Here is a 21,069-nt window from a genome sequence, read left to right as displayed (position 1 = left end):
GAGATAATGAATTATGCTCAATCTTGAGATGATCGGCGCGCTGGATCGCGCCAGCACCCTGCATCCCTTCACCCAGCTCAAGGACTTCGCCACCGGCAAGCTCGGCGAGCCCACCATCGTCGAGACCGGCAAGGGCATCCGCATTCAGGACGCGACCGGCCGCAGCTATATCGACGGCTTCGCCGGCCTCTATTGCGTCAATATCGGCTATGGCCGCACCGAGGTCGCCGAGGCGATCTCGCGGCAGGCCTATCGGCTGGCCTATTACCACTCCTATGCCGCCCATACGACCGACGAGCTGGCCATCCTCTCCGACCGCCTTGTGAGGATGGCGCCGGGCAAGATGAGCAAGGTCTTCTACGGCATGTCCGGCTCGGACGCGAACGAGACCCAGGCCAAGCTCGTCTGGTATTACAACAACCTGCGCGGCCAGCCGCGGAAGAAGAAGATCATCTCGCGCCTGCGCGGCTACCATGGCTGCAGCGTCGTCTCGGGCTCGATGACCGGGATGAGCTTCTATCACGACCATATGGACCTGCCGTTCTCCGGCATCCTCCATACCGGTGCGCCGCATCATTACTGGGGTGCGCAGGCCGGCGAGACCGAGGCCGAATTCTCGCGGCGCCTCGCCTCCGAGCTGGAGGAGTTGATCCTGCGCGAGGGCCCGGAAACGGTCGGCGCCTTCATCGGCGAGCCGGTGCTTGGCACAGGCGGCATCACCCCGCCGCCGCAGGGCTACTGGCCGGCGATCCAGGCGATCTTACGCAAATACGACGTGCTGTTGATCGCCGACGAGGTCGTGACCGGATTCGGACGCGTCGGCACGCCCTTCGGCTCTCACCTCTACGGCATCGAGCCCGATTTGATCACCGTCGCCAAGGGCCTGACTTCCGCCTATTTTCCGCTTTCGGCCGCGATCGTCGGCGAGAAGGTCTACAAGGTGATGGAGGAGGGCGCGGATCGCGTCGGAGCCTTCTCGCACGGTTACACCTACTCCGGCCACCCGATCGGCGCCGCCGCGGCGAATGCCGTGCTCGACATCGTCGAGAAGGAAGATCTGGCGGGCAGGGCGCGCGATGTCGGCGGCTATTTCCAGGAGCGACTGAAAACAACCTTCGCTCAGCTCCCGATCGTCGGCGAAGTGCGTGGCGTCGGCATGCTGGGCGCGCTCGAATTCGTTGCCAATCGCGACGCCAAGACCCGCTTCGATCCCGCTCTCAAGGTCGGCGCCCGCATCTCCAAGGCGGCGCGCGACCGCGGCTTGATCGCGCGCGCCATGCCGCATGGCGAGATCCTCGGCTTCGCACCGCCGCTGGTGACAAGCCGCGACGAGATCGACGAGATCGTCGCCATCGCCGAGAAGGCCGTGCGGCAGGTCATGGACGAGCTTGCTCGCGAGAAGGTCGCGCTCTCCTGAGATGACGACTCGGTCCTCACAGGGCAGGCAAAAGAAGAGGGCCCGTCGGATAGGCGGGCCCCGTAAGGCTGACAGATTGCCTTGGCCTATTGGTTCAGGCGTCCGCCAGCTCCCGCTTCATCTCTTCCATGTCCTGGAAGCGGTCGGCGAGCCGGGGATGGGCGCGGCTGTTATCGGCGGCGCCGATCGCGACCAGCACCTCGTCGGCCGCCGGCGCATCCGGGATCAGGAACTGGGCGGTGAGGAAGTGGGAACGCTTGCCGGTCTCGGTTTTGTGGATCATCGGCAGCGAGAGCAGGGCGCCTGGCGCGTTGCGGGTGTTGGTGAAGCTGAGATAGGCCGTGCCCTTCACCGCATCACGGAACATGTTGCCGAAGCGCAGTGTGTGGATCAGTGCGGAGGCGTGCTCGATCTCGCCATTGCTGCCGACGGCGGCTGCCTTTCCATAGGCCTCGACCTGCTCGGCCGGCATCACGGCGACGAGGCGCTTCGTCAGCTCCTTCCCGAGCTCGGGCGCGATGCGCAGGATCTCCGGGCGCAGGTTCTCGACGAAGCCCTGGCCCGCCCAGGGATTGCGCAGCACGGCGGCTACCACGACGAAGCGCACCGGCTTGTCGGCGGCCTTGCCGCCCTCGATGAAGGTTTCCTCGACGAAGGTCGAGATCTTGCGAAGGCCGTAATCCATGGCGTGTCCACCTGTTGCGATCGTGATTGGGCGAACAAGCGTAGCGACGCCGTTCGTGCATCGTCTTCCATCGGATCGCGGGAAGAAATTCATGGATTGACCTGCGGTGCGGCGTAAGATCGGGCGCGGTCGACGGGGAGGAACCCATGGCGGACCAAGCTTCGCAGATGCGTTCGTTGCGCGACGTTGCAAGCCGGATCAACTCCGGCGGCGACCTCGACACGGTGCTCCGCGATCTCATCCGCGCGGCCTGCGAACATGGCGGCTGGACGCTGGGCTCGATCATGGCGATCGATGCGCCCCATGGCGAGGCTCACGTCGTCGTCCGGCACGATCCGACCCTGCTGCGCCGGCGCCTGGAAAACCGCTGGGAGCTGGCCACCAGCCCGGCCCTGATCGCTCTCCAGCGCAATGAACCCGTCTACATCCGGGACGCGCGCGTCTCGGAGGAATTTCCTGGTTATCGCCGGGAAGCGTTCGAACGCGACTACCGCACGGTATTGGTGCTGCCGATGAGCTGCTCCGATGAGCAGGGGCGGGCAATGGTGCTGAACGTTGTCTCCCGCGACATTCAGGACGTATCGGCCGACGATCTCGCCTTCATGGGCATGATCGTCCATCTCGGCGGCATCGCCGTCGAGCGCGAACATCGTCTGCGTGCGCAGCGCCAGGCTGCGGAGCAGCTGCAGAGCGCATTGCAGACCCAGACCATGCTGCTGCAGCAGGTCCTGTCGGGCGGTTCGACCGCGGCGCTCTCCACGATGCTCGCCGGGCTGCTGCCGGATGCGATCCTTGTCGTGGATTTCGCCGGCAATGCACTCGCGGCCAGCCGCTCGCCGGCACCGCTACGCTTCGACGATGCGGCCTGGCAGCGGGCGCTCGACGGCGCGATCGGCGCCCAGATCACCGCCGCCGCACGGGATGCCGTGGCGATCGGTCGGGTCGAGCCGCAGAGCCTGCGCCTCGACGACGGGACGCAGCGGCTGCAGATTATGGCAAGGATCGAGGCGCTCGACGTCGATGGGCAGCCGGTGGGGGCGTTGGTCATCTTTCCGGAAGCCGGGGAGGCAGGCGGCGACCTCCAGCGTTTGCTGCTCGATAGCGTGAAATTCGCCCTTAGCGTGCAGATGATGCGCAGTGTCATCCGCTTCCGCTTCGAGACGCGCACCCTGACCGAGCTGTTCTTCGAGATCGTCGAGCACCGCTGGCGCGATGCCCAGGATGTGGTTGAGAGGGGCCGGCGGCTGGGACTGGCGCTCGGCAGGCCGGCGCGCATGCTTGTCGTCGATTTTCCTGACATGCCGTCATTGCCGGCCGACATTGGCGTCGATTGTCACCATGCCGTAACGCGCATCGCACGCCAGATGAACCTGTCGGTGAGCGTGATTGCCATTGGCGGCGGCCTCGTTTGCCTGGTGCCGGAAGAAAAGGAAGGAGAGCCCGGCCGGATCGAGCGACTGGCGCGGCGCATCGTGGACACGCTACGCCACAACTTCAGCCGGGAACCGACCGTCGTCCTGGGTGGGATTTGCGAAGGCTTCGATAGCTATCCCAAGGAATGGGAGCGCTGCTGGCGGATGATCCGCATTGCACGGTCCTTCGGGCGCAGCGGAACCTTATCGGCCTTCGATTTCGGTCCGATGCCGATGCTGATCGGCGCCGCCGAGTCGGCGGATGTCCGCAGCTTCGTCGATGGCGCGATCGGCGCGGTGATCGCGCATGACCGCAAGCACGACACGCCCTATCTGGAGACGCTGTCCGCCTATCTCCGCGAGGGTTGCCGCGCCCAGGCCTGCGCCGATGCCATGGGGCTGCACGTCACGACGCTGCGCTACCGGCTCTCGCGCATCCAGGACCTCTTCGGGATTGACCCCGAAACGGCCGACAAGCGTTTCGCCATCGAGCTTGCCATCCGGCTGCATGGCGTCATCGAGGGCAGCGAAGTGAAGGTGGCCTGAGAAGAAGCATCGGCTCCATCAATCCGACGAAACATTTCCCGCATCCGTCCGGCTGTTCCTAGGAAGCGAAGGGCATTCTCGGCGCCTAGCCTCTCACCACGATCCCGCATTGATCGAGGTGAGGCGGATGCTCGCTCCCGCGGAAAAGACAGTTACCGCGATCGACCCGGTCGCGTTGCGACGCGCCTTCGGAACCTTCGTGACCGGTGTCACCGTCATCACGACGCGCGATGCCGACGGCACCCCGCGCGGCATGACCGCGAACTCCTTCACCTCGGTTTCGCTCGACCCGCCGCTGCTGCTGGTTTGCGTGGGCAAGAGTGCCCATAGCTACGGCGCCTTCAACAGCTCGGTGTCCTTCGCGGTCAATCTGCTGCACGAGGCGCAGACCGACATCTCGAACCTCTTCGCCTCGAAGGCCGCGAACAAGTTCGACACGGTCAATCACGACCGCGTCCACACCGGCGCGCCGGTCCTGACGGATTGCCTGACCTGGTTCGACTGCACGATCCACAACCGCGTCGATGCCGGCGACCATGTCGTGCTGATCGGCGAGGTGCAGGCTTTCGGCACGAGCCCGAGCGCGCCGCTCGGCTTCTGCCGCGGCCGCTACGCCAATGTGAAGGATCCGCTGCCGCCGGGCTGGCTCGAGTCGCATGGCATGATCGTCGGCTACCTCATTGAGGCAGATGGGCATTTGCTGCTGCGATCGGACGGCAAGGGTGGCTGGGTGCTGCCGAGCGCGAAGCGCCGTATCGCCGATAACGAGCTGAAGCTCGATGGCGGCGACGCGCTGACGCTCGTGCCCGACGACACCTTCCTCTACTCCGTCTTCGACGTCAGCGACGGCGACCCGGGTTACCTGATCTATCGCGCCCGCCTTGCTCAGGAATCCGCCTCGCTGGCGCTCTCCGCTGGGCTTCGCTTCTTCCCGATCGACCGGCTCCCCTACGACGAGATTCCGACCGGGGAAATCAATTCGATGCTGCGGCGCTATGCCCGCGAAAGCGCCAGCAAGCGCTTCGGAATCTACATGGATTCCGATGACGGCGGCCGTCTCGCGATGGTCGGCGACGCGCAGCCCTGGGCCAACCTCCCGTAAATCTGAGCCGGCAGAGCGACCATGAAGACCACCGTCAAATCTCTCGAAGGTTCGCGCCAGGGCCTATTCATCGACGGCGCGTTCGTCGCGCCCAGGAGCGGCGTCTACGTCCCCTCCTACGATCCGACGACGGCCGAGCCCTGGTACGAGTTCGCTCAGGGTGACGCCGCCGATGTCGATGCCGCCGTGCGCTCGGCCAGGGCTGCCTTCGTCAACCCGGCCTGGCGCCGGATGACCCAGACCGAACGCGGCAAGCTGGTGCGCCGCCTCGGCGAGCTCGTCCTGCAGAACGCCGACGAGCTGGCGATGATCGAGTGCCGCGACAACGGCAAGCTGCTCAAGGAGATGCGGGCCCAGATGCGGGCGATCCCGGACTCCTATCTCTATTTCGCCGGCATGGCCGACAAGCTGCTCGGCGAGACGATTCCGGTCAACAAGCTCGACTCGCTGAACTTCAATCTGCGCGAGCCGCTGGGCGTGATCGGCATGATCATCCCCTGGAACTCGCCGCTGATGATGCTGACCGGCACGCTCGCTCCGTGCCTCGCCATCGGCAACACCATCGTGGTGAAGCCTTCCGAGCACGCTACGGCGTCGAGCCTCGCATTGGCAGAACTCGCGATCGAGGCCGGCATTCCGCCCGGCGTGATCAACGTCGTCACCGGCGACGGTGCCACCACCGGCGAGGCCCTGACGCGTCACCCCGGCATCGCGAAATACGTCTTCACCGGCTCGACCTTCACCGGGCGCAAGATCGCCGGCAACGCTGCGCAGAACCTCGTGCCCTGCCAGATGGAGCTCGGCGGCAAGTCGCCCCATGTCATCTTCTCCGATGTCGACATCGACCGGGCGGTGAACGGCGTCGTCTCCGGCGTCTTCGCCGCCGCCGGCCAGACCTGCGTCGCCGGCTCGCGCTGCTTCGTCGAGCAGCCGATCTACGACCGCTTCGTCGAGGCGCTGGTCGAGCGCACGCGCCGCATCAAGGTCGGCCATCCCCAGGTCGAGGACACCGATATCGGCCCGGTCGCGCTGGCGTCCCAACTCGCCAAGGTCGAGGACTATGTCGGCTCCGGCGTGCGCGAGGGCGCCAAGGTCGCGGTCGGTGGCCGCAAGCCGCAGGACGGTGAGCTGGCGCGCGGCTGGTATTTCGAGCCGACCGTGCTGGTCGAGGCGCGCAACGACATGCGCTTCATGCGCGAGGAGATCTTCGGACCGGTCGTCGGCATCGTGCCGTTCAAGACCGAGGCCGAAATGATCCAGCTCGCCAACGACACCGAATACGGTCTCGCTTCCGGCATCTGGACCAGGGACATCGACCGGGCGATGCGCTTCGCCCGCGAGATCGATGCCGGCACCGTCTGGATCAACACCTACCGCTCCGCCGCCTACATGTCCGCCAATGGCGGCATGAAGAACAGCGGCTATGGCCGCCGCGGCGGCTTCGAGGTCATGCGCGAGTTCTCGCGCCTGAAGAACGTTCTCATCGACTACTCGGGCGCCATGCAGGACCCGTTCGTCATTCGCCTGCGCTGAGCTGTCCGCGACAGAAGCCAGAACGGAGGAAAGCCATGAAATTCGCCGTCTCGCTCTTCATGGAGCGGTTCTCGCCGCAGGATTCCATGCAGGACGCCGTCCGCAACTTCCGCGCGCTGGCGAAGATCGCCGACGAAGGCGGATTCGAGACGCTGTGGACCGCCGAGCACCACACCATCGAGTGCACGATCTCGCCGAACCCCTTTCAGACCTTGACCTGGCTCGCCCAGCACACCGACCGCATTCGGCTCGGCACCGCGACGATCGTGGCGCCCTACTGGTCGCCGATCAGGCTGGCGGGGGAGGCAGCACTCTGCGACCACCTGACCGGGGGGCGCCTCGAATTCGGCATCGCGCGTGGCGCCTACCAATACGAGTTCGACCGCATGGCCGGCGGCATCCCGCAGCAGGAAGGCGTCGCCTTCATGAAGGAACTGGTGCCGGCGGTGCAGAAGCTCTGGGCCGGCGACTACGAGCACAATGGCCACTACTGGCAGTTCCCACTCGCCACCTCGGTGCCCAAGCCCCTGCAGCAACCGCATCCGGCGATCTGGGTCGCGGCGCGCGATCCCGGCACCTTCGACTGGGCGGTGGGCATCGGCGCCAACATCCTCTCGACGCCGCTTTCGGCGCCGCCGGTCGAGGTCGGTGTGCTCGGTGAGAAGTTCCGCAAGGCGGTGGCCGGCCATCCGGAGCGCCCGCGTCCGCGCCTGATGATGCAGCGGCGCACCTGCGTCTACGACCGCAAGGAGGATTGGGAGCTCGCGGTGCGGCACTCGGTCGACTACGGCGGCTATTTCGAGAACCTGATGCAGAACAGCGGCGCGGTGATGAACGGCTTCCCCGAGGCCATCCCCTTCGAGACCATCGCCAACCGCGACAATTACAACCCCCAGGCCGTGCGCGACAATCTGATGTTCGGCACGCCCGACGAGGTGATCCGCAAGCTGCAAATCTACGAGGATGCCGGTGTCGACCAATTCGCGCTGGGCCTGTCCTTCAACCTGCCCTTCGAATTGCAGGTGAAGACGCTGCGTCTCTTCATCGACGAGGTAATGCCGTACTTCGCCGCTCGTGAGCGGGAAAAGGCCAAGGCGGTGGAGCAAACTCCTCGCTTCGCCGCGGTGGGGAACTGAGCCATGGCTGCCGCAACATCGATTGTCCACCGCGCCGAGCCGGCGGAAGAGCTGCAGAGCCTGACCGTCGGCGGTGTGACGCTGAATTATCGGATCGAAGGGCAGGGCGAGCCGTTGATCTGCATTCACGGCGTCGGCTCCTACCTCGAAGCCTGGGAGGGCGTGGTCGAGCGCCTCTCCGACCGCTTCCGGATTCTCACCTTCGACCTGCGCGGTCATGGCCGTTCGAGCAAGGTGCGGGGCCGCTACGAGATCGACGATTTTATCGGTGACGTGCTGGCGCTGGCCGACCATGCCGGTTTCGAGACCTTCAACCTCGCCGGCTTCTCGCTCGGCGGGCTGATCGCGCAACGCCTGGCGCTGACGCATCAGGACCGCATCCGCCGCCTCGTGCTGCTGGCGACCGTCGCCGGGCGCACCGAAGAGGAGCGCGAGCGCGTCGCCGCCCGGCTTGCGGCGTTGCAGGCGGGTGACCGCGGCTCGCATTACGATGCCTCGCTGTCGCGCTGGCTGACCGAGGGCTTCCAGGCAAGGAATCCGGAGCTCATCGCCAAGCTGCGTCAGCGCAACGCCGAAAACGATCCCGAGTGCTATGCCGCGGCTTATCGCGTGCTGGCCCAGACGGATTTTGGCGGGCTGCTCGATCAGATCCGCGTCCCCGTCCTGATCGCGACCGGCGAGCACGACGCCGGGTCGAATCCGCGCATGGCGCTCTACATGCACGAGCGCATCTCCGCCTCGAAGCTGCACATCCTGTCGGGCCTGCGTCACTCGATCCTGACGGAAGCACCGGAGCAGGTTGCCGGGCTGATGCGCGACTTCCTCGGCGATGGTGCGAGAGGGCAGTCGGCATGATCGTCGAGGAACGCATTTACCGGATCCGCAACGGCCGCATGGGCCGCTATCTCCAGCTCGTGCGCGAGGAGGGCCTGGCGATCCAGCAGCCGATCCTCGGGCATCTGATCGGCTACTTCACCACCGAGATCGGGCCGCTCAGCCATGTGACCCATCTGTGGGCCTATGCCGATTTCGAGGACAGGACGCGCCGGCGCCAGCAGCTCGCGGACGACCCGCACTGGCAGGCCTTCCTGCCCAAGCTGTCCGAGAACATCGAGCAGGCCGAGAACCGGATCCTGCTGCCGACGGATTTTTCGCCGCTGCGCTAGCGGCGGTCGCGCGCATCTTCCTCTGGGGGGACGAGGGGGGAGCTCGTTCCTCCATCGGATCGCAGGAAGACGCGCCATCCTGGCCGGCACTTAATTGCTGTCGGCAGGCAGGTCGAACAAGCCCGACCCAATCGGGTGCCGAGAGGAGGGGTCCGGATATGACCGAGCGACTGCAGATCCAGAATCTGTACAAGATATTTTCGAACACGCCCCGCCCGGCGCTCGAGATCCTGGCGAAGGGCGGCAACAAGAACGAGGTTTTCGAGAAGCTCGGCGCGGTGGTCGGGCTCAACAATGTCTCGCTGAGCGTGCCGCAGGGTGCCATGTACATGGTCATGGGCCTGTCGGGTTCCGGCAAGTCCACGCTGGCGCGCTGCATCAACCGATTGAACGAGCCGAGCGCCGGCAAGATCCTGCTCGACGGGCGCGACATCGTCGCGCTGGGCGAGGAGGATCTGCGCGAGGTGCGCCGCACCCGCATCTCGATGGTCTTCCAGCATTTCGCGCTCCTGCCCAACAAGCGCGTCATCGAGAATGTCGAGTTCGGCTTGAAGCTGCGCGGCATCGCTCCGGCCGAGCGTCGCCGCCGCGCCGAGGAGGTGCTCACCGTCGTCGGCCTCGGCCGCTGGGGCTACCATTACCCGCACGAGCTGTCGGGCGGCATGCGCCAGCGTGTCGGCCTCGCCCGTGCGCTCGCCACCGATGCCGACATCCTGATCATGGACGAGGCCTTCAGCGCGCTCGACCCGCTGATCCGCACCGAGATGCAGGACGAGCTGCTGCGCCTGCAGCGCACGCTGAACAAGACCATCCTGTTCATCACCCACGATTTCCAGGAGGCGCTGAAGCTCGGCACCCGCATCGCCATCATGTCCGAGGGTGAGTTGGTGCGCGAAGGCACGCCGCAGTCGATCGTGCTGGAGCCGGGCAGCGACTATGTCGCGGCCTTCACCCGCGAGGTCGATCGCGCCCGGCTGTTCGATGCGCGTTCTGTGATGCGGGCCGGCGAGCCGATCCTGCGGTCGGAGCGCGGCACGCTCGTCGGCGAGGCCGGCGGCGCCGGCTTCATGCTCGATCGCGAGGGCAAGGTGCTCGGCGCGCTCGACGCCGAAGCCTGCGTGCGCGCCCGCGCGAGTGGCGAGATCGCTGCGCCGAGCAGCGACTATGTCAGCGTCCGACCCGGCGCGAAGCTGCTCGACGTCGCGCGCAGCTATCGCGACGGCCGTCCGATCGCGGTCGTCGACGAGCAGGGCAAGTTCATGGGCTCGCTCGGCGCCGACGACATCCTGGCCCGCATCTCCTCCACCACCCCCAAGACCGTTTCCGCCGGAGAGCGCCATGTTTAAGGCCGACGATCTTGCCGTCTTCCCGATCGACGCCTGGATCCAGCAGGGCGTCAGCTGGGTCGCGCTCAACCTGCGTCCGATCTTCCTCGCCATCAAATGGCCGGTCGAGAACCTGCTGAGCCTGAACGACTGGGTCCTCCACGCCATTCCGTTCCCGCTCTTCGTGGTCGGCTTCTTCCTGCTGGCTTGGCGGCTCTCCACGCTCGGCATCGCGGTGTTCAGCGCTGTCTCGTTGATCGTCATCGCCGCGCTCGGCGTCTGGAGCGAGGCGATGACGACGCTCTCGCTGATCTCGACCGCCATCGTCTTCTGCGCCGTCATCGGCATTCCGATCGGCATCTGGTGCGCGCGCAGCGACCGGGTCTGGAACGTCGTGCGCCCGATCCTCGACATCATGCAGACGACGCCGAGCTTCGTGTATCTCGTCCCCGTGGTGATGCTGTTCGGCGTCGGTACCGTGCCGGGCGAGGTCGCGGTCGTGACGGCCGCCGCACCGCCGCTGATCCGCTTCACCAATCTCGGCATTCGCATGGTCGAGCACGAGATCGTCGAGGCCGGCCTCGCCTTCGGTGCCGACAAGCGCCAGCTCCTCTTCGAGATCCAGCTGCCGCTCGCGATCCCGACCATCCTCGGCGGCCTGAACCAGACCGTGCTGACGGCAATGGTGCTCTCGGTCGTCGTCGCGATGATCGGCGCGGAGGGGCTCGGCCTCGTCGTGCTGCAAGGCCTCGGTCGCCTCGACGTCGGCCGTGCGGCGGTCGGTGGCATCGCCATCGTCCTGCTCGCCATGGTGCTCGACCGCATCACGCAGAAGCTGGCCGCGCCGAAGGCGGGCGGCAGGTCCGCCGCACGCACCTCGCTGCTCGGCACGATAGCGCGCCTGTTCAGGGGTGGTCAGCCCGATGCGGAGGCGGCGGCGGTGGCGGCCCCGGCGAAGCAGGCTGTCTGACGCATCGCATGATGCGCAGGAGAAGGGACGGAGCGCGGTTGCGCCCGGTCTTTGAGACCCGCCGCGAGGCGGGGAGGGGAAACAACGAAAACCATCAGCAGACAGACCGGCGCGAACCGGCGACCACGAGGAGAACGAGACGATGACCATGGCCAGATTGAAGATGCTGACGGCGGCGGTTGCCGCGGGCGTGCTCGCCTTTGCGGCAATGCCCTCTGTTGCTCAGGACATGCCCGGCAAGGGCAAGACCGTGCGCTATGCCCAGAGCGACAGCCTCGGCGCCAACTATGTCACCGCCCAGATCGTGATGAAGGCGCTGAAGGAGCTCGGCTACGACGTCAAGCTCAGCACCGTGAACACCACGCTGTTCTTCCAGGCCGCGGCGCAGGGCGACCTTGATCTCGCGACCGACGTCAATTTCCCGCAGCGCGAGCCGGGCTTCCGCGCGGTCGAGAAGGATGCCGAGATCGTCGGCGCCGGCCTGATCGTCGGCGGCGGCATCAACGGCTACCTGATCGACAAGAAGACGGCCGACGCCCATAACATCACCTCGCTGATCCAGATGAAGGATCCCAAGATCGCGGCGCTGTTCGGCAAGGACGGCAAGGCCGACCTGATCAATTGCGATCCCGGCTGGTCTTGCGGCGACGTCGTCGACTTCCAGCTCGACAAGTTCGGCCTGAAGGACACGGTGAAGTCGATCCGCGGCAAGTACGAGGCGCTGATGGTCGAGGCCGTGGCGCGCGTGAAGCGCGGCGAGCCGGCCTTCTTCTACGCCTGGAGCCCGTCCTGGGTGAACAATGCGCTCGTTCCGGGCAAGGACGTGGTCTGGCTGCCGACGCCGGAGGATGCGCTGCCGCCCTCCGTCCCGAACAAGGGCTCGGCGCTGGTCAAGGGTGTGAAGGGCTGCGCCGGCGGCGCCGATCCCTGCCGCATGGCCATGGCTTCCTGGAACTGGGGCGCTGTCGCGAACAAGAAATTCGTTGCCGCCAACCCGGCCGTGAAGGCCCTCGTCGAGAACATCAAGTTCCCGCTCGAGGACTGGTCGCACTGGGAATTCAACATCAACAAGAACGGCGGCAGCAACGCCCTCATCACCAAGATGGCTGATGAATGGGTCGGCGCGCACAAGACTCAGTTCGACAGCTGGGTCGCGGCTGCGCGCACGGCGAAGTAAGCCGAGACCTCATCTCATCTCTCGTGCAGGGGCGAGGCCGGTTTTCGACCTCGCCTTTTGAGTCTTGGACACCGGCCACGGTCATTTCTGGTGGCGCGTCGATTGGCTACAGCGGGAACTGCCTGCGCCAATTTTCAGTGCGGTTGTGCCTGCGAGCACGGTCTCTGCCTGAGGCTGCCCAGCATTTTGGAACGCGAGAGTCCGCGATGACGAAGTCTTGAAGCGAGCGGCCTTTCGCGGATGTTCCAGCCATGCCATTCCATCCGCATGAAGCTTCGGCTGCTTGCGCATTGTCTGGTGCTGGCCGTGTTTGTCGCGGCCACCGTTCTGGCTGCCTTCGTCAGCCCGGCGCAGGCAAGTTTTGGCCGGATGGACGTCATGGAAACGGTGATGCCGATGGATGTCGGCATGCCGTGCTGCCCGACCGATCAGGGCAAGGCGAAGGACTGCACGACCAACTGCCCGGCGCTGAGCTTCTGCCTGGCCAAGTGCTTCGCGAGCGAACCCACGTCATTCGTCACACTCGTCCAGCCCGTCATCGCCCAACTCGTGCTGGCAGGGGATGACGCTGCCCGTATGTCGCGGCCGTTCGAGCCGCCTGCACGACCTCCACGAGCCTGAGGCATCGCCAGCGCGTCGGCGCTGGTTTCGTCCGCGCGGAAGCTCCGGGCGGGCGGTGAGCCGTGGCCATCGCCACGTCTAGGGCTGTGCGCATGCGCGGCATGCCTGATGCACTCAGGACTACGATCATGACCTTCATCAACACTTTGCGTGCGCTCGCCGCAGCGCTTCCGCTCGCGGCTGCCTCACTTCCGGCGCTCGCGGACATCAAGGACTACGAATTCCGGCTTGTGCAGAACGAGCTCAAGCAGGGCAACGGCGTCATCTTAGCCGTTCAGCTCGTCGATAAGCGCTCGGGCAAGTCGGTCCCGGATGCGGTGATCTTCGCCCAGCGCATCGATATGGCGCCTGACGGCATGGAGATGATGGCGTCGCCGATCGAGGCGATGCCATCGACCGAGCCCGGAACCTATCGCTTCAAGACCAATCTGGTCATGGCCGGCGGCTGGCGCCTCTCGCTGGGCGCCAAGATCCAGGGCGAGACTGGCGCGCTCGAAAACAAGCTGATCTTCAAGGCCGTGCCATGAAGCGTATTGCCCTCACGGGCCTCGCTCTCGCCGCCATTCTGGCGGCGGGAGGTGCAGGCTATTGGGCCGGGCAACGCGGTATCGCGGTGGCGGGCCTCCGCACCTGGTTCGGCATCGAGGGTTCGCTCGCGGCAAACGAGCCCGTCGGAACCGGACCGGTGATCTATTATCAGGATCCCGATCGAAAGCCCGTCTATTCGGCAGGGCCGCGCCAGACCGAGGACGGCCGGCCCTTCACGGCCGTCCACGCCAGCCAGGACATCAGCTTCGAGGAGAAGCCCCCGAGTGAGGAGCGGACGGCGCAGGCCGACGCGAAGCGCGTCCTCTACTACCGCAATCCCATGGGTCTCCCGGACACCTCGCCGGTGCCGAAGAAGGACTCGATGGGGATGGATTATCTCCCCGTCTACGAAGGCGAGGCAAACGAGGCCGGAATCGTCAAGCTCTCGCCGGGGCGCATCCAGCGCAGCGGCGTGCGCTCGGAGCCGGTCAGACGCAAGGCAATCGATCGATCGATCCGCGTACCCGGCTCCGTCCAGCTCGACGAGCGCCGGGTTTCCGTCATCGCAATGCGTGCGGATGCTTTCGTCCAGGAGGTCGCGCCGGTCACGACGGGTGACCGCGTCGCGAAAGGCACGCGGCTCGTGCGCATCTACTCCCCCGAGATCAGCACGGCGGGGGCCCAGTTCATCACCGAGCTCAATGCTGCCGCGCGCGGCGTGCCCGAAGGCGGAGCAAGGCAGCGGCTCGAAAACCTCGGCCTTCCACCCGAGGTCATCGCCGAGATCGAGCGCAGCCGCAAGGTGCCGCTGACGATCAACTGGTCGGCGCCACGCGACGGCATCGTGCTTGAACGCACGGTCAGCGACGGCATGAAAATCGTGGCCGGCAACAGCCTGTTCCGGCTTGCCGACATCTCGACGATCTGGGTTCTGGCCGACGTGCCGGAACGCGAGCTGGCCGCCGTTCGCATCGGCGCACCGGCTGCGGTGCAGCTGCGTGGTCGCCCCGGAAGTTCGTTCGAGGGGCGGGTCAGCGTGATCTATCCGCAGATCGCCGAGGCAACGCGCACGGCAAAGGTCCGCATCGAAATCGCCAACCGCGAGGGCGTGCTGCTGCCGAACATGTATGCCGACGTCGAAATCGGCTCCGGTGATGCAGCTCCGGAACTGGCGGTTCCCGACAGCGCCGTAATCGATAGCGGCACGCGCCGCGTCGTTATCCTCGATCGCGGCGAGGGCCGTTTCGAACCGCGCGAGGTCAAGCTCGGCCGTCGCGGCGACGGCATGGTCGCGATCACCGAGGGCGTCTCCGAGGGCGACCGCGTCGTCATCTCGGCCAACTTCCTGATCGACGCCGAGAGCAACCTCAAGGCCGCCCTGAGCGGCTTCGCACAGCCGGAAGCCAAGCCATGATCGCCCGCCTGATCGCCTGGTCGGCGCGTAACCTGATCCTCGTCTTCGTTGCCACGGCCTTTGCCGTGGCCGCCGGTATCTATGCGCTGAAGACCTTGCCGCTCGACGCCATTCCCGACCTCTCCGACGTCCAGGTCATCGTCTACACCGAATATCCCGGCCAGGCGCCGCAGGTGATCGAGGATCAGGTCACCTATCCTCTCACGACCTCGATGCTGACCGTGCCCAAGGCGCGGGTCGTGCGCGGCTTCTCCTTCTTCGGCGTCTCCTTCGTCTACGTCATCTTTGAGGAGGGCACCGATCCCTACTGGGCGCGCTCGCGCGTGCTCGAATATCTCAACGCCGCTCCGCGACGCCTGCCGGCCGGCGTATCGCCCACGCTCGGGCCGGACGCGACCGGAGTCGGCTGGGTCTATCAATACGCGGTCATGGCCAAGGACATGACCTTGGCCGAGCTGCGCTCCGTGCAGGATTGGGTCGTACGCTTTGCCGCTTCACGTGCCGAGGGCGTGGCCGAGGTCGCGAGCGTCGGCGGTTTCGTCAAGCAATATGCGATCGTCGTCGATCCCGTGCGCCTGCGTGCTCAGGGTGTCTCGCTGGCGGCACTGCGCGAGGCCGTGCGCAGCAGCAACATGGATGTCGGCGGCCGTACGGTCGAGCTCAGCGAGTTCGAGTTCATGGTGCGCGGCCGCGGCTATCTCAAGTCGCTCGCCGACATCGAGAACATCGTCCTGAAGAGCGAGCGCGGCGTGCCCCTGCGCCTATCCGATGTCGCCCGTGTCGAACTCGGTCCCGATGAGCGGCGCGGCATCACCGAACTCAATGGCGAGGGCGAGGTCGCAAGCGGCATCGTGCTGCAGCGTTTCGGCGCCAACGCGCTCTCCGTCATCGAGCGGGCCAAGACGCGCCTTGCGGAGATCGCCTCGAGCCTGCCGGGCGGGGCGGAGATTGTGCCTGTCTATGATCGTTCCGGGCTGATCGAGCGGGCGATCGAGACATTGAAGGGCACATTGATCGAAGAGAGCATTATCGTCGCGCTGGTCTGCATCGTCTTCCTGCTGCATCTGCGCAGCGCGCTGGTGGCGATCATCATGCTGCCGGTCGGCATCCTGATGGCCTTCTCGGCGATGAAGGCACTCGGGCTCGGTTCGAACATCATGAGCCTGGGCGGGATCGCCATCGCGGTCGGAGCCATGATCGACGCCGCCATCGTCATGATCGAAAACGCTCACAAGCATCTCGAACGGGCGCCGCCGGACAAGCCGCGCGTCGAAATCCTGATCGAGGCGGCGAGTGAGGTCGGTCCGGCGCTGTTCTTCAGCCTGCTCGTCATCACCGTCTCGTTCCTGCCGATCTTCACATTGGAGGCGGAGGAAGGTCGCCTGTTCGGGCCGCTTGCCTTCACCAAGACCTTCGCCATGGCGGCGGCAGCGCTCCTGTCGGTGACGCTCGTGCCGGCCCTGATGGTCATCTTCGTCAAGGGGAGGATCATCCCGGAGAGTCGGAATCCGATCAATCGCGGCCTGATCGCAGTCTACCGCCCGATCATCCGCGGCGTCCTCGGAGCCAAGACCCTGACGATCCTGCTCGCGCTGGCGGTCCTCGGATTCAGTTTCTGGCCAGCACGCCAGCTCGGTTCGGAGTTCATGCCGACCCTCGACGAGGGCACGCTGATGTACATGCCGACCACCTTGCCCGGCATCTCCGTAACCAAGGCGGCCGAGCTGCTCCAGACCCAGAACCGGATCATCCGCTCCTTTCCGGAGGTTGCCTCGGTCTATGGCAAGGCCGGCCGCGCCCAGACCGCGACCGATCCGGCGCCGACCGAGATGTTCGAGACCATCATCAACCTGAAGCCCAAGACGGAATGGCGCGCAGGCGTCACGCTCGACAGCCTCAAGGCCGAGATGGACAAGGCGCTCCAGTTCCCGGGCGTCTCCAATGCCTGGACCCAGCCGATCCGCGCGCGCATCGACATGCTGGCGACCGGCATCCGCACGCCGATCGGAGTGAAGGTGTTCGGCACCGATCTCGCGCAGATGGAGGCGGTCTCGCGCCAGGTGGAGACCGTACTGAAGGCCGTTCCGGGCACGAGCAGCGCCTATGCCGAACGCGTCATCGGCGGCTACTTCCTCGACATCGTGCCGGATCGGATCGCCCTGGGCCGCTACGGGCTCGCCGTCGGCGACGTCCAGAATGCGATCCTGATGGCGATGGGCGGAGAGACCGTGACGACGACGGTCGAGGGCCGCGAGCGCTATGGGGTCGCCATCCGCTACCCGCGGGATCTGCGTTCCGATCCGCAGGCGGTCGCCCGCGAGGTCCAGGTCTCGACGCCGTCCGGCGCCAGCGTGCCGCTCGGAGAGGTCGCGAGCATCGAGCGCAAGCGCGGCGCCGCCTCGATCCGCACCGAGAACGGCGAGCTCGCGGTCTATATCTTCGTGGACACGGCGGGGCGCGATCTCGGCGGTTATGTCCGCGATGCCCAGAACGCGATTGCGCAGAGCGTCAAGCTGCCCGCGGGCTACCGCATCGCCTGGAGCGGCCAGTTCGAATACCTCGAACGGGCCGAGGCACGCCTCAAGCTGGTCGTGCCGGTGACGCTCGCGATCATCTTCCTGCTGCTCTACCTGAACTTTCGCAGGCTGACCGAGACCTTCATCGTCATGCTCTCGCTGCCCTTCGCCCTGGTCGGGGGCATCTGGCTGCTCTGGTGGCTCGGCTTCAACATGTCGGTGGCCGTGGCCGTCGGCTTCATCGCTCTCGCTGGCGTCGCCGCCGAGACGGGTGTGATCATGCTGATCTATCTCGATCACGCGCTCAGTGAGGTGCGCGCGCGCTGCGTCGGGCAAGAGCGGGCCTTTACCCGCGCCGACCTGCATGAGGCGATCATGCTGGGCGCAGTCGAGCGGGTGCGACCGAAGATCATGACCGTGGTCGCAATCATGGCCGGCCTGCTGCCGATCCTCTGGAATACCGGCACGGGTTCCGAGGTGATGCAGCGCATCGCCGTGCCGATGATCGGCGGCATGATCTCGTCGACCGTGCTGACACTGCTCGTGATCCCGGCGATCTATGGCCTCATCAAGGGCTGGCGGCTACCGGCCATGGGCACGACGGTCGCTTCAAAATTGGAGCTGGCGGAGCCCGCAGCCGTGTAATCGGTCGAACTGTAGAATCGGACCGAAAAGTGGAAACCACTTTTCGGAAAGATCCGATGCGATAACAAAAGCATAGATCACCGTTACCGCGTCCTATCGGACGCGCGGCGATCTATGGTGGCCTTGAGCTGCCCTTCTACCTGTCAGGCGGCGTAGCGCTGCAAGCGTTCGAACAGCGCATTGGGAATGGTTACTCCCTGCGCTGCCGTCCGCCTCTTCGCACGGCTCCGCCGCTCGCCCGGCAGTCGCGCACCATCCTGCTGCAAGATGGCGCCGAACAGGCGTTCCAGACGCTCGTTCGAGTTCGGGCCGGCGAGGGCACCGCTGTCGATTGCGATAAAGAACTGGCCGGTGCGCGGCGAGCGGCCCAAATTGTCGGCAAAGGAGGAAGCATCGATCGAGAGGTTGGCGCCGGTCAGCCAGGCCGCGAGCAGTTCGACGATGAGCGCGAGCCCGGCCCCCTTATACCCTCCCGCGGGAACCATGGTGCCACCGGCGAGCGCAGCGGCAGGGTCGCTCGTGGGGTTTCCGTCCTTGTCGAGCGCCCATCCGAGCGGGATCGGCTCGCCGCGCTGCTGATGCACGACGATCTCGCTCTTGGCGACGACGCTCGAAGACTGGTCCAGCACGAGCGGTTCCCGGCCCGAGCGCGGCACCGCAAGCGCGATGGGGTTGGTGCCGAAGACCGGCTTCGTGCCGCCCATCGGCGCGATCGAAGCAGGCGCGTTGACAAACCCAAGCGCCAAAAACCCTTCCGCCGCGACGCGCTCGACATGATAGCCGACGACGCCGCAGTTATAGGAGTTTGTTATCGCGAGCGCGGCTATGCCTTGCGTCTTCACCGCCTCGCAGAGTGCGGGCAACCCGAAATCGATCGCCGGATGGGCGAAGCCGCCTTTCGCATCGACGCGTACGAGGCCGGGCCGCGGGCTGTCCAGCACGGGGCGCGCTTTGCCGTCGATCTTGCCGACCTTTGCGTGCTCGCAATAGGTCGGCAGGCGCGCCAGCCCATGGCTATGAATGCCTTCGGCTTCCGCCGCGACCATCGAGGCCGTGATCGCGGGCTCGTTGCGCGGATCGACGCCACAGGCCAGCAACGCCGAACGCGTCAGGGCTTCCACTTCCGTCAGGCTCAGGGTGACGGCGTCGTGCGGAGCGTTGGCAGTCACGCTGCGATCTCCTTTCGCTCGTTCCGGCCATAGAGGGCTGCGGCCCTTTCCGATGTCACGAGCCCCTCGGCGAGATCGCGGGCAAGCCGCTCCGGATCGCGGCCGCTTGGATCGCCATAGCCGCCGCCTCCGGAGGTCTCGATGGTGACGACATCGCCACGCCGAAGCGGGATGCCGGAAACCTTCGAGCGCAAGGAGAGGGTCGAGCCGTCCGGATGCGTCACGGTCGTGCGGCTGAGCGAGCCCGGCTCGCCGCCCCTGATGCCGTAGGGCGCATGGCGGAAGCGCTCGAAATTGGTCGAGAGTGAGCCCTCGGCGGCATCGAGCCGCCATTCGCGCACGAGACCAAGGCCGCCGCGGAACCGGCCAGCACCACCGGAATCCGGGATGAGGCCGTATTTCATGAAGGTCACCGGATATTTCGCCTCGACCATCTCGATCGGCGCATTGGTGTTGTTGTGCAGGCCGCAGGACAACGCGCTGGCGCCGTCGCCGCCGGCATGGCCGCCCCAGCCGCCGACCTCGATGTCGAAATAGACCTGTTGCTTGCCCTGCTTGTTCGTGGTCTGCAGGGCGTAGACATACGAAATCGCGTAATAGGCCGCCGGGATGCGTTCCGGCATGATCGCGGCGAGAGCGCCGAACACGGCGGTCGCGATGCGGTGGTTGACCACCATGCGGCCGGCGACCGGCGCCGGGAAGGCCGCGTTGACGACGCTGCCTTCGGGCAGCTTGACCGTCACCGGCCGGTAGCAGCCGGAATTGGCCGGAATATCGCCGCCCAACGCCGCCAGCAACGCGTAGTAGACCGCCGAGCAGGTCATCGCGGGTGTGTTGTTGACCGGCCCCCGCACCTGATGGCTCGAGCCTTCGAAATCGAGCGCGATGCTGTCGCCGGCCTTGGTGATCTTCACCGCGAGCCTGATCGGCTCCTCGGACTGGCCATCATCATCCACGAGCTCGACGAAGGACGATTCCCCGTCCGGCAGCGCCTTCAGCGCGGCGCGCATCATTGCCTCGGAACCGTCCAGGATCGCGGCCATGGCGGCGGTCAGCGAGGCCGTGCCGTATTTGCGGGCCATGCGCGCGACCGCCCGCTCGCCGATACCGAGCGCGGCGATCTGGGCGTTGAGATCGCCGCGCGTCTCGTCAGGCTGGCGGACATTGTGCAGCAGCATCTCGAAGACGCCGCTATTGAGCACGCCCTTGTCGACGAGCCGGAGCGGCGGGATGCGGATGCCTTCGTGGAAGACCTCGGTAGCGGCGGCATAGTAGCTGCCGGCCGCGCCGCCGCCGACATCGACATGATGGCAGAGCGTGCCGACGATCGCGATGCGCCTGCCGTCGACGAAGACAGGGCGAAAGGTCTGGATGTCCGGCAGATGCTGCCCGCCGGAATAGGGATCGTTGGTGACGATCACGTCGCCGTCCTGCCACTTCTCCAGCGGGATGAACCGGTCGAGGATCGTGCGCAGGCAGTCCGACATCGAGTTGAGATGGACCGGAATGCGGGCGGATTGCGCGATGTTGTTGCCTTGCGCGTCGAAGACGGCGGTCGAGAAGTCGAGGATCTCGCGCACCACGGTCGAGCGGCTGGTCCGCCAGATCGTGATGCTCATCTCCTCGGAGGCCGCGACCAGTGCGTTGCGGATGACTTCGAGGCGGATCGGGTCGATGCCCGGCTGAAGATCGGTCATGGCGGCACCC

At 66.0% G+C, this 21,069-nt stretch carries 17 protein-coding genes; 14 read left to right on the top strand and 3 right to left on the bottom strand.

Going from position 1 to position 21,069, the window contains the following annotated elements:
• Window positions 1–13 precede the first annotated feature (13 nt).
• On the top strand, window positions 14–1,417 hold the full coding sequence (locus FQV39_RS06515; RefSeq protein ID WP_472840627.1) for an aminotransferase: 1,404 nt from the start codon (window positions 14–16) through the stop codon (window positions 1,415–1,417).
• Between the two features lie 94 nt (window positions 1,418–1,511).
• On the opposite strand, the gene FQV39_RS06510 is transcribed toward FQV39_RS06515, so the two are convergent.
• The gene (locus tag FQV39_RS06510) at window positions 1,512–2,102 is read right to left on the bottom strand and encodes an amino acid synthesis family protein (protein WP_149129550.1); all 591 of its coding nucleotides are present in this window, start codon (window positions 2,100–2,102) and stop codon (window positions 1,512–1,514) included.
• 146 nt (window positions 2,103–2,248) lie between these two features.
• Between FQV39_RS06510 and FQV39_RS06505 the strand changes: the two genes are divergently transcribed.
• From FQV39_RS06505 to FQV39_RS06445, 13 genes are all read left to right on the top strand, one after another.
• Window positions 2,249–4,060 (top strand): helix-turn-helix domain-containing protein, encoded by a 1,812-nt coding sequence (locus FQV39_RS06505; protein WP_149129549.1) that lies wholly within the window; start codon window positions 2,249–2,251, stop codon window positions 4,058–4,060.
• 127 nt (window positions 4,061–4,187) lie between these two features.
• Window positions 4,188–5,162 (top strand): flavin reductase family protein, encoded by a 975-nt coding sequence (locus FQV39_RS06500; protein ID WP_149129548.1) that lies wholly within the window; start codon window positions 4,188–4,190, stop codon window positions 5,160–5,162.
• A gap of 21 nt (window positions 5,163–5,183) precedes the next feature.
• Window positions 5,184–6,695, top strand: coding sequence for an aldehyde dehydrogenase (locus tag FQV39_RS06495; RefSeq protein ID WP_149129547.1), 1,512 nt, complete (start codon window positions 5,184–5,186; stop codon window positions 6,693–6,695).
• A gap of 35 nt (window positions 6,696–6,730) precedes the next feature.
• Entirely contained in the window at window positions 6,731–7,831 is a 1,101-nt protein-coding gene (locus tag FQV39_RS06490; protein WP_149129546.1) for an LLM class flavin-dependent oxidoreductase, read from the top strand.
• Between the two features lie 3 nt (window positions 7,832–7,834).
• Window positions 7,835–8,686: an alpha/beta fold hydrolase gene (locus tag FQV39_RS06485; RefSeq protein ID WP_149129545.1), complete on the top strand. Its 852-nt coding sequence runs from the start codon at window positions 7,835–7,837 to the stop codon at window positions 8,684–8,686.
• Window positions 8,683–8,997, top strand: coding sequence for an NIPSNAP family protein (locus FQV39_RS06480; RefSeq protein WP_149129544.1), 315 nt, complete (start codon window positions 8,683–8,685; stop codon window positions 8,995–8,997). The genes FQV39_RS06485 and FQV39_RS06480 overlap by 4 nt, the downstream gene beginning before the upstream one ends.
• Before the next feature lie 158 nt (window positions 8,998–9,155).
• The gene (locus FQV39_RS06475; RefSeq protein ID WP_149129543.1) at window positions 9,156–10,343 is read left to right on the top strand and encodes a quaternary amine ABC transporter ATP-binding protein; all 1,188 of its coding nucleotides are present in this window, start codon (window positions 9,156–9,158) and stop codon (window positions 10,341–10,343) included.
• Window positions 10,336–11,292 (top strand): ABC transporter permease, encoded by a 957-nt coding sequence (locus FQV39_RS06470; protein ID WP_149129542.1) that lies wholly within the window; start codon window positions 10,336–10,338, stop codon window positions 11,290–11,292. The genes FQV39_RS06475 and FQV39_RS06470 overlap by 8 nt, the downstream gene beginning before the upstream one ends.
• Before the next feature lie 142 nt (window positions 11,293–11,434).
• Window positions 11,435–12,469: a glycine betaine/L-proline ABC transporter substrate-binding protein ProX gene (gene proX / locus FQV39_RS06465; protein WP_248313269.1), complete on the top strand. Its 1,035-nt coding sequence runs from the start codon at window positions 11,435–11,437 to the stop codon at window positions 12,467–12,469.
• Between the two features lie 267 nt (window positions 12,470–12,736).
• Window positions 12,737–13,090, top strand: coding sequence for a hypothetical protein (locus FQV39_RS06460; RefSeq protein ID WP_149129541.1), 354 nt, complete (start codon window positions 12,737–12,739; stop codon window positions 13,088–13,090).
• Between the two features lie 128 nt (window positions 13,091–13,218).
• Window positions 13,219–13,617, top strand: coding sequence for a FixH family protein (locus tag FQV39_RS06455; protein ID WP_149129540.1), 399 nt, complete (start codon window positions 13,219–13,221; stop codon window positions 13,615–13,617).
• Window positions 13,614–15,032 (top strand): efflux RND transporter periplasmic adaptor subunit, encoded by a 1,419-nt coding sequence (locus FQV39_RS06450; protein ID WP_149129539.1) that lies wholly within the window; start codon window positions 13,614–13,616, stop codon window positions 15,030–15,032. Before FQV39_RS06455 ends, FQV39_RS06450 begins: the two co-directional genes overlap by 4 nt.
• Window positions 15,029–18,193 (top strand): efflux RND transporter permease subunit, encoded by a 3,165-nt coding sequence (locus FQV39_RS06445; RefSeq protein WP_149129538.1) that lies wholly within the window; start codon window positions 15,029–15,031, stop codon window positions 18,191–18,193. The genes FQV39_RS06450 and FQV39_RS06445 overlap by 4 nt, the downstream gene beginning before the upstream one ends.
• A 143-nt stretch (window positions 18,194–18,336) precedes the next feature.
• On the opposite strand, the gene FQV39_RS06440 is transcribed toward FQV39_RS06445, so the two are convergent.
• Together FQV39_RS06440 and FQV39_RS06435 are read right to left on the bottom strand one after the other, a co-directional pair.
• On the bottom strand, window positions 18,337–19,362 hold the full coding sequence (locus FQV39_RS06440) for an Ldh family oxidoreductase (protein WP_149129537.1): 1,026 nt from the start codon (window positions 19,360–19,362) through the stop codon (window positions 18,337–18,339).
• Window positions 19,359–21,059 carry a hydantoinase B/oxoprolinase family protein gene (locus tag FQV39_RS06435; RefSeq protein WP_149129536.1) on the bottom strand — a complete coding sequence of 567 codons (1,701 nt, stop codon included), beginning with the start codon at window positions 21,057–21,059 and terminating at the stop codon, window positions 19,359–19,361. The genes FQV39_RS06440 and FQV39_RS06435 overlap by 4 nt, the downstream gene beginning before the upstream one ends.
• Window positions 21,060–21,069 lie beyond the last annotated feature (10 nt).

It is taken from the genome of Bosea sp. F3-2, assembly GCF_008253865.1.
Taxonomy (GTDB): domain Bacteria; phylum Pseudomonadota; class Alphaproteobacteria; order Rhizobiales; family Beijerinckiaceae; genus Allobosea.
This window is presented reverse-complemented; position numbering and strand designations above follow the sequence as displayed.

Excerpts from the sequence above, each read along its gene's own strand:
- FQV39_RS06515 (WP_472840627.1), top strand. The coding sequence starts at position 14 with ATGCTCAATCTTGAGATGATCGGCGCGCTGGATCGCGCCAGCACCCTG.
- FQV39_RS06510 (WP_149129550.1), bottom strand. The coding sequence starts at position 2,102 with ATGGATTACGGCCTTCGCAAGATCTCGACCTTCGTCGAGGAAACCTTC.
- FQV39_RS06505 (WP_149129549.1), top strand. The coding sequence starts at position 2,249 with ATGGCGGACCAAGCTTCGCAGATGCGTTCGTTGCGCGACGTTGCAAGC.
- FQV39_RS06500 (WP_149129548.1), top strand. The coding sequence starts at position 4,188 with ATGCTCGCTCCCGCGGAAAAGACAGTTACCGCGATCGACCCGGTCGCG.
- FQV39_RS06495 (WP_149129547.1), top strand. The coding sequence starts at position 5,184 with ATGAAGACCACCGTCAAATCTCTCGAAGGTTCGCGCCAGGGCCTATTC.
- FQV39_RS06490 (WP_149129546.1), top strand. The coding sequence starts at position 6,731 with ATGAAATTCGCCGTCTCGCTCTTCATGGAGCGGTTCTCGCCGCAGGAT.
- FQV39_RS06485 (WP_149129545.1), top strand. The coding sequence starts at position 7,835 with ATGGCTGCCGCAACATCGATTGTCCACCGCGCCGAGCCGGCGGAAGAG.
- FQV39_RS06480 (WP_149129544.1), top strand. The coding sequence starts at position 8,683 with ATGATCGTCGAGGAACGCATTTACCGGATCCGCAACGGCCGCATGGGC.
- FQV39_RS06475 (WP_149129543.1), top strand. The coding sequence starts at position 9,156 with ATGACCGAGCGACTGCAGATCCAGAATCTGTACAAGATATTTTCGAAC.
- FQV39_RS06470 (WP_149129542.1), top strand. The coding sequence starts at position 10,336 with ATGTTTAAGGCCGACGATCTTGCCGTCTTCCCGATCGACGCCTGGATC.
- proX (WP_248313269.1), top strand. The coding sequence starts at position 11,435 with ATGACCATGGCCAGATTGAAGATGCTGACGGCGGCGGTTGCCGCGGGC.
- FQV39_RS06460 (WP_149129541.1), top strand. The coding sequence starts at position 12,737 with ATGAAGCTTCGGCTGCTTGCGCATTGTCTGGTGCTGGCCGTGTTTGTC.
- FQV39_RS06455 (WP_149129540.1), top strand. The coding sequence starts at position 13,219 with ATGACCTTCATCAACACTTTGCGTGCGCTCGCCGCAGCGCTTCCGCTC.
- FQV39_RS06450 (WP_149129539.1), top strand. The coding sequence starts at position 13,614 with ATGAAGCGTATTGCCCTCACGGGCCTCGCTCTCGCCGCCATTCTGGCG.
- FQV39_RS06445 (WP_149129538.1), top strand. The coding sequence starts at position 15,029 with ATGATCGCCCGCCTGATCGCCTGGTCGGCGCGTAACCTGATCCTCGTC.
- FQV39_RS06435 (WP_149129536.1), bottom strand. The coding sequence starts at position 21,059 with ATGACCGATCTTCAGCCGGGCATCGACCCGATCCGCCTCGAAGTCATC.